At 72.0% G+C, this 5545-nt stretch carries 5 protein-coding genes and 1 pseudogene; 5 read left to right on the top strand and 1 reads right to left on the bottom strand.

The genetic code is table 11. The annotated features are described in order from the left end of the window. A pseudogene (locus H5J33_RS21795) lies at positions 1–310 on the bottom strand (hypothetical protein); the annotation flags it as partial. A 710-nt stretch (positions 311–1020) separates the two neighbouring features. On the opposite strand from H5J33_RS21795, the gene H5J33_RS21800 reads away from it, so the two are divergent. The 5 genes from H5J33_RS21800 to H5J33_RS21820 are packed head-to-tail and all read left to right on the top strand — an operon-like array spanning position 1021 to position 5490. Beyond that, positions 1021–2298, top strand: coding sequence for a nitroreductase family protein (locus H5J33_RS21800; RefSeq protein ID WP_181796606.1), 1278 nt, complete (start codon positions 1021–1023; stop codon positions 2296–2298). A 5-nt stretch (positions 2299–2303) separates the two neighbouring features. Then, on the top strand, positions 2304–3743 hold the full coding sequence (locus tag H5J33_RS21805; RefSeq protein ID WP_220212611.1) for a class I adenylate-forming enzyme family protein: 1440 nt from the start codon (positions 2304–2306) through the stop codon (positions 3741–3743). Positions 3744–3771: 28 nt separating this feature from the next. Continuing rightward, positions 3772–4035: a phosphopantetheine-binding protein gene (locus H5J33_RS21810; protein ID WP_181796607.1), complete on the top strand. Its 264-nt coding sequence runs from the start codon at positions 3772–3774 to the stop codon at positions 4033–4035. Next, positions 4028–4744 (top strand): dihydrodipicolinate reductase C-terminal domain-containing protein, encoded by a 717-nt coding sequence (locus H5J33_RS21815; RefSeq protein ID WP_181796608.1) that lies wholly within the window; start codon positions 4028–4030, stop codon positions 4742–4744. The genes H5J33_RS21810 and H5J33_RS21815 overlap by 8 nt, the downstream gene beginning before the upstream one ends. Then, positions 4741–5490, top strand: coding sequence for a class II aldolase/adducin family protein (locus H5J33_RS21820; RefSeq protein WP_181796609.1), 750 nt, complete (start codon positions 4741–4743; stop codon positions 5488–5490). Before H5J33_RS21815 ends, H5J33_RS21820 begins: the two co-directional genes overlap by 4 nt. Positions 5491–5545: the final 55 nt, after the last annotated feature.

The raw sequence follows: 5545 nt of genomic DNA on the forward strand, positions 1-5545 counted from the left end.
GCTCCAGGCGGGGGCCGGCCGTGCGGGGCCGGCGGTGGTTTCGGTAGTCCGGGTAGGCCGCCACGCGGGTACGGACGGGTTCGGTCGGCAGGACGGTCCCGTTGGGCAGGAACAGGCGTCCGTCGCACGGGTCAGTGGTCTTCAGGGCGCGCAACTGCCTGGAGGTGAGCGCGTGGAAGATGACCAAGGAGGCCTGGGTGGCCCGCGTGGCCCGCGGCGCCTGCTGAGCCGTTTCTCCAGCGGCCGCGGGGTGTGCCGCGGTCTGGAGCATGTCCACACGCGAGGTACCGCTGTCGGGCAGGACGGCCACCGGCTCTCTCCCGCCGACACCCGGGGATCTTCGTCGAGTCGGCCGCCCCTTCCCATGGCCGGCCGCGACGACCCGCGGGCCGTGTACGTGCTGGGCCGCCCTTGGGCGGACAAGCCGCCGGCCGCCCGGATGGTGCGCCGCGCGATGCGGCCGGCGCGGCCCGGCTGGTTTGCGACAATTCGCGGTCTCCGTCAGGGCCGGGGCGCGGCAGCCCGGCGGCCACTGGGTGGTCGTTCATTAAACAGCTTTGTTTCATTGGTCTTGACCAATGCGAGGCCACTTGGCATGCTGGCGATGGCCGCAACCGATCATGTGTTCCCTTCCTGTACACGCTCTCCCGGATAAGTTCCGCATTCCGGCTCCATAAGGTCATGCGCCCGTCTCGCGATCCGAGAACGCGTCAGTCCTGATCGAAGAACAGCTGCAAGTCTGCAAGGCGCCATTGCGAATGAAAATGAAAAATATTCGCATTGGTGTATTGCCTCCGTGCCGTCCGTACGGAGGTCATCGCTCGTCTCAGGCACATCCCGTGGGCTGTCAGACAACAGGAGGCTGGTGCCGACGTGCAAGGAAACCTGACCGTACGTAGACCCGTACCAGAAGTGGACCTATGGGACCGGGTGGCGCTGCCGTCGGCGCCCCCGGAACCACCCTCCGGGCCCGTCGCCGCGCCCGGACTGCGCCGCGCCCTGTCCTTGCTCGAGGAAGGCGTGCTGACCAGTAAAGCCAACCGCTCCTGCGGTTCGTACGCGGCGCGGGCGGTGCCGTCGGCCGGCGCCCTGTACCCCTACGAGTTCGCCGTCCTCACCGGCGAGGACGGCGTACCGACGGCGTTCCGGGTCGACGCCGACCGGCGCACCTGCGCCCGGGTGGCCGCCGGGGCGGCCGTCGCCGCCGCACTCGACGCGTCCGATCTGGCCGTCCCGGAAGGCGGTGCGCTGGTCGTCACGCTTACCCGCCCCTGGCTTTCCATGCGCAAATACGGTGACCGGGGATACCTTTACACCCAGCTAGATGCGGGACACGCGGCGGGGAACCTTCTACTGGCCGCGGCCGGCCGTGGCGCGGCGGGGGCGCTACGGCTGCGCTTCCCGAGGGAATCCCTGTCGCAATTGCTGGAGGCGGACGAGAACTGCCGGGAGATTCACTCGGTGACCCTGCTGCCGGCCGGCCCGGCCGACGACTCCTGGACCCGGTGGACCGTACACGACGCCACCGACCGGGAAGGACGCGGACCCACCTGGCGGTCATGGCTGGAAAGAACCTGCTGGGACTCCCTCGCCGGGTGGACCGGGCACTCCGCGGTCCCGGCCCGCCACACGGTGGCCGCGCCGCTCGCGCGCGTCCGCACGGACGGACGGCTGCCCGCCGCGGACAGCGGTTTGGGCGATGCGTCCGCGTGGTCCGAACTGATCGGAACGCGCGCCTCCAGCAAGGCGTTCACCGGCGCCCCCGTCCCCGCCGCCGCCGTCTGGCAAGCGGTCTCGGCCCTGACGACACCGCTGGAGACCGACCTGCCCGGCACCACAGCGCTGTCCGCCACGCTCGTGCTGCGGTCGGCCGCGGAACCCGGACACGACGCGGTGTACCGGCTGGACACCGGCGAGCGGCGGCCGGGACGGCTGCCGTCCACCGACGAGGTGGCCCGAGCCTGCATGCAGCAGCGCGCCCTCGCCGGGGCCGCCGCGATCCTGCTGCTGCACGTGCCGCGCACCTCGCTCGCCGGGGCCGGCTCCGCCGCCGGCGCCGAGAACCTGCGCGAGCTCGCTTTCCGCTGCGGCGCCCTGGGCCAACTGCTCTACCTGGGCGCGCACCGCGCGCGGGTCGGCGTGACCGCCATCGGCGGTTTCGACACACCGCTGTGGCGAACGCTGGCGGGGCTGCCGGAGGACGACGAGATCCTGTACGCCCTGCTGCTCGGCCGCCCGGACGACTCGGGCATCAAGTTCGACCGGCTTGCCATGGCGCACGCCCAGAACGAGCGGTGACCCCGATGCGCGCCATCCTTCCCGAAATACTCACCGACGTCCTCGCCCGCCACGGCGACCGGGTCGCGGTCACCGACGCCGACGGTCTCCTCGGCTACGCCGACCTGGCCGGCCGGGCCCGTGCCGCGGCGGACCGGCTCGCCCGTTACGACGTGCGCGGCGAGCCGCCCCGGGTGGGTCTGTACGCCACCAACTCCGTCGAATACGTGGTCGCCTACCTGGCCACGCTGTTCGCGGGCGCGGTGCCCTTCCTGGCCGACTCGGCGTTCGGCCCGTTCGAACTCTCCCGGATCGCCGAGGACTGCGGGCTGGACCTGCTGATCCACGCTCCGAGCGCCGACGTACGGGACATCGTGAGCGAAAACCTCACAGACGACGGCGAGTTCGGCTACCTCACGGTCAGCCGGGTGCGCCGGTACGAAAGTCCGCGTCCGCAGCTGCTGGACGACACCGAGGTGTGCCGCTTCACGTCCGGCTCCACCGGCAGGCCCAACTGCATCGAGTTCTCCGGCACGGCCGTGTCCGCGGCGGCCGCCAACTGGGTGAAGGGCACCGGTCTCACGGCCGAGGACCGGATCGCCTGTTTCGCGGCGCTCTCCAACGGCCTGGCGTTCAACACCTCGTTGCTGGCGGCCTTCCTGCAGGGCGCCGCACTGCACCTGTCCCATGGTCTGCCTACCGCCTCCCGGGTCGTACGGCTCCTGGAGAGCACGGCCGCCACTCGGCTGGTGGCGTTCCCGGCGCTGTACGACTCGATCGTGCGGCGGGCCCCCGAGGAGGGCTTCGCCACCGTACGCACCGCGATCTCCTCCGGTGCCCCGCTGCGCGACTCGGTGCGCGAGGAGTTCACCCGGCTCACCGGCGTACCGATCCACAACTACTACGGTGTCGCCGAGACCGGGCCGCTGACGTACGCCGCCGACGCGACCGGCAGCGGGCTCGGCACGCCCCTGCCCGGTGTGCACCTGCTCGTCGAGGAGGACGGCATCCGGGTCAAGAGCGAGTCGATGGGCTCGCGTTACCTCAACGCGCCCGGCCTGTTCGAGCAGCGTCTCGACGGCGAGGGCTACTACCACACAGGTGACCAGGGCCGGCTGCTCGACGGCGCGCTCCACCTGACCGGACGCACGAGCCGGATGGTCAACGTGGGCGGGCGCAAGATCGACCCGATCGAGATCGCCGACGTGCTGCGCGCGGCCCCCGGCGTCCTGGACGCGGTCGCCTTCGAGGCCGAGAACCAGCACGGGGAACCGGCCCTGGCCGCCGTCGTCGCCGCGGAACCGGACGTGACCGCGCAGTCCCTGCGCGCGCACTGCGCGGCGGTCCTCCCGTCGTTCAAGGTGCCCGGCATCCTGCGCCTGGTGGAGCGGATACCGGCCAACTCGATCGGCAAGCCGTCCGTCGAGCGCCTGCGCCGCCTGCTCAGCACCCCAGACAGCCACTGAACCTTCCTTCGACCCACAGGACTTGCCCATGGACAGCAGTGCGCTCCGCGCCAAGATCATCGATCTCGTCATCGCGGCCGGTGACGGCAGCGTCACCGCCGCCGACCTCGCCGCCGCCGGCTACTCCCTGCGCGACGTCGGGTACACCTCGCTCTCCTACATGCGCCTGATCGACAGCATCGAGAACGAGGTCGGGGTCTACCTGGACCCGGAGGCCGCCATCGAGCACTACGAGACCATCGACTCCGTCACGGCCCTGGTGCTCGCCGGCGGTGCGGGCGCCGATGCCTGAGACTGCCGCGGCGGGCGGCCGCAGCATCGGGATCGTCGGCCTGGGGCGGCTCGGCTCGGCCGTGCGCGCGGTCTGCCGGGCGGACGGCACCAGGGTCTGCCTCACCGCCTCCCGCCGTACCGGCTGGTCCGCCGAGGCGGTCCCCGACGTGCTGATCGACGCGAGCGCCCCCGAGGCGCACCCGGACGTCCTCGACTACTGCGCGGGGCACCGGGTACCGCTCGTCGCCTGCGTCTCCAATCTGTCGGACACCCAGTGGAAGGCGCTGGCGCAACTGGCCGAAACGGTGCCGGTGGTCCGGGCGACCAACCTCTCCTTCGGCCACTACCTCCAGGCGCGCATCGCCGAGTTCACCGCCGCCTACGCCACGGGCCGGTTCGCCCCGGTGACCACCGTCCGCGAACGGCACCCGCTCGGCAAGGCACACCGGCCGAGCGCCACCGCGCTGGCGCTCGCCGGGACCTGGGCCGGGGCGAGCGGGCGGGAGGTGGCCGACATCGCCGACGAACGGTCCGGACTGCCCGTCAGCGAACACGAGCTGACCCACACCTGGGACGGCGAGTCGCTGCACGTGCGGCACCACGTCGGCAGCTGGACGGTGCCGGCCCGAGGCGCGCTGGCCGCCGCCGACTGGGCGCGCGCCGCCGCTCCCGGCCTGGTCACCATGCGGACCGTCTACGACGACCTGACAGCTAGGAGCAGGACATGACCACCGAGGAACCGCAGCCGCTGAACCCGGCCGAACGCCGGCTCGTTCTCCAGGTGGCGCTCGGCGCCCGGATGCTCTCCCTCGACGGCCACGACGACTTCAACCAGGGCCAGATCTCCGCCCGGATACCCGGCCGGGACGAGTTCTTCATCAAGGGCGCCCTGGTCGGCTTCGACGAGGCCGCCCCGGCGGACGTGGTCCGCTGCGCCGTGGACCCCGCCCGGCCCGCCCCGCCGCAGGCGCCGCCGGAACTCCCCCTCCACCAGGCCATCTACCGGGCCCGGCCGGATGTCAACGGCATCGTCCACAGCCACGCGCCGTACACCCTGCTGTTCGGCGCCACCGATCTGGAGATGCGCCCGGTCTCGCACGACGGCGCCTACTTCCGCGACCGGCTCGGCCTGTTCACCGAGACCAGCAACACCGTCCTGGACATCGCGACCGGTGAGCACATCGCCAAGGACCTCGGCGAGCACCCGGCCGTGCTGCTGCGCAACCATGGCGGAGTGATCGTCGGCAAGAGCGTGCGGCACGCCGCCGTCTTCGCCCAGGTGCTGGAGCGGGCCTGTCGCCTCCAGCTCACCGCCGAGAGCACCGGCGTGCCGTACGCCTGGTCCACCGACCGGGACGTGGCCGCCAAGCAGGACTTCGTCTACGCCGACCTCTCCGTCCGCTCGTACTGGGACTACGCCGCCCGCCAGGTCGGCCGGCACTGGCCGGAGACCGCCGGCTGGGGCCGCGACTGACCGCACCGCCCGAACGGCCGCCGGTCGGCCTCAGCAGGGTGGTGAGCATCCGCAG

Origin of the sequence: Streptomyces sp. WELS2 (assembly GCF_013870595.1) — a bacterium.
In the GTDB taxonomy this organism is placed as follows: Bacteria; Actinomycetota; Actinomycetes; order Streptomycetales; family Streptomycetaceae; genus Streptomyces.

What these genes read in the sequence shown, in the direction of transcription:
- H5J33_RS21805 (WP_220212611.1), top strand. Translation starts at nt 2,304, where the DNA reads ATGCGCGCCATCCTTCCCGAAATACTCACCGACGTCCTCGCCCGCCAC.
- H5J33_RS21810 (WP_181796607.1), top strand. Translation starts at nt 3,772, where the DNA reads ATGGACAGCAGTGCGCTCCGCGCCAAGATCATCGATCTCGTCATCGCG.
- H5J33_RS21815 (WP_181796608.1), top strand. Translation starts at nt 4,028, where the DNA reads ATGCCTGAGACTGCCGCGGCGGGCGGCCGCAGCATCGGGATCGTCGGC.
- H5J33_RS21820 (WP_181796609.1), top strand. Translation starts at nt 4,741, where the DNA reads ATGACCACCGAGGAACCGCAGCCGCTGAACCCGGCCGAACGCCGGCTC.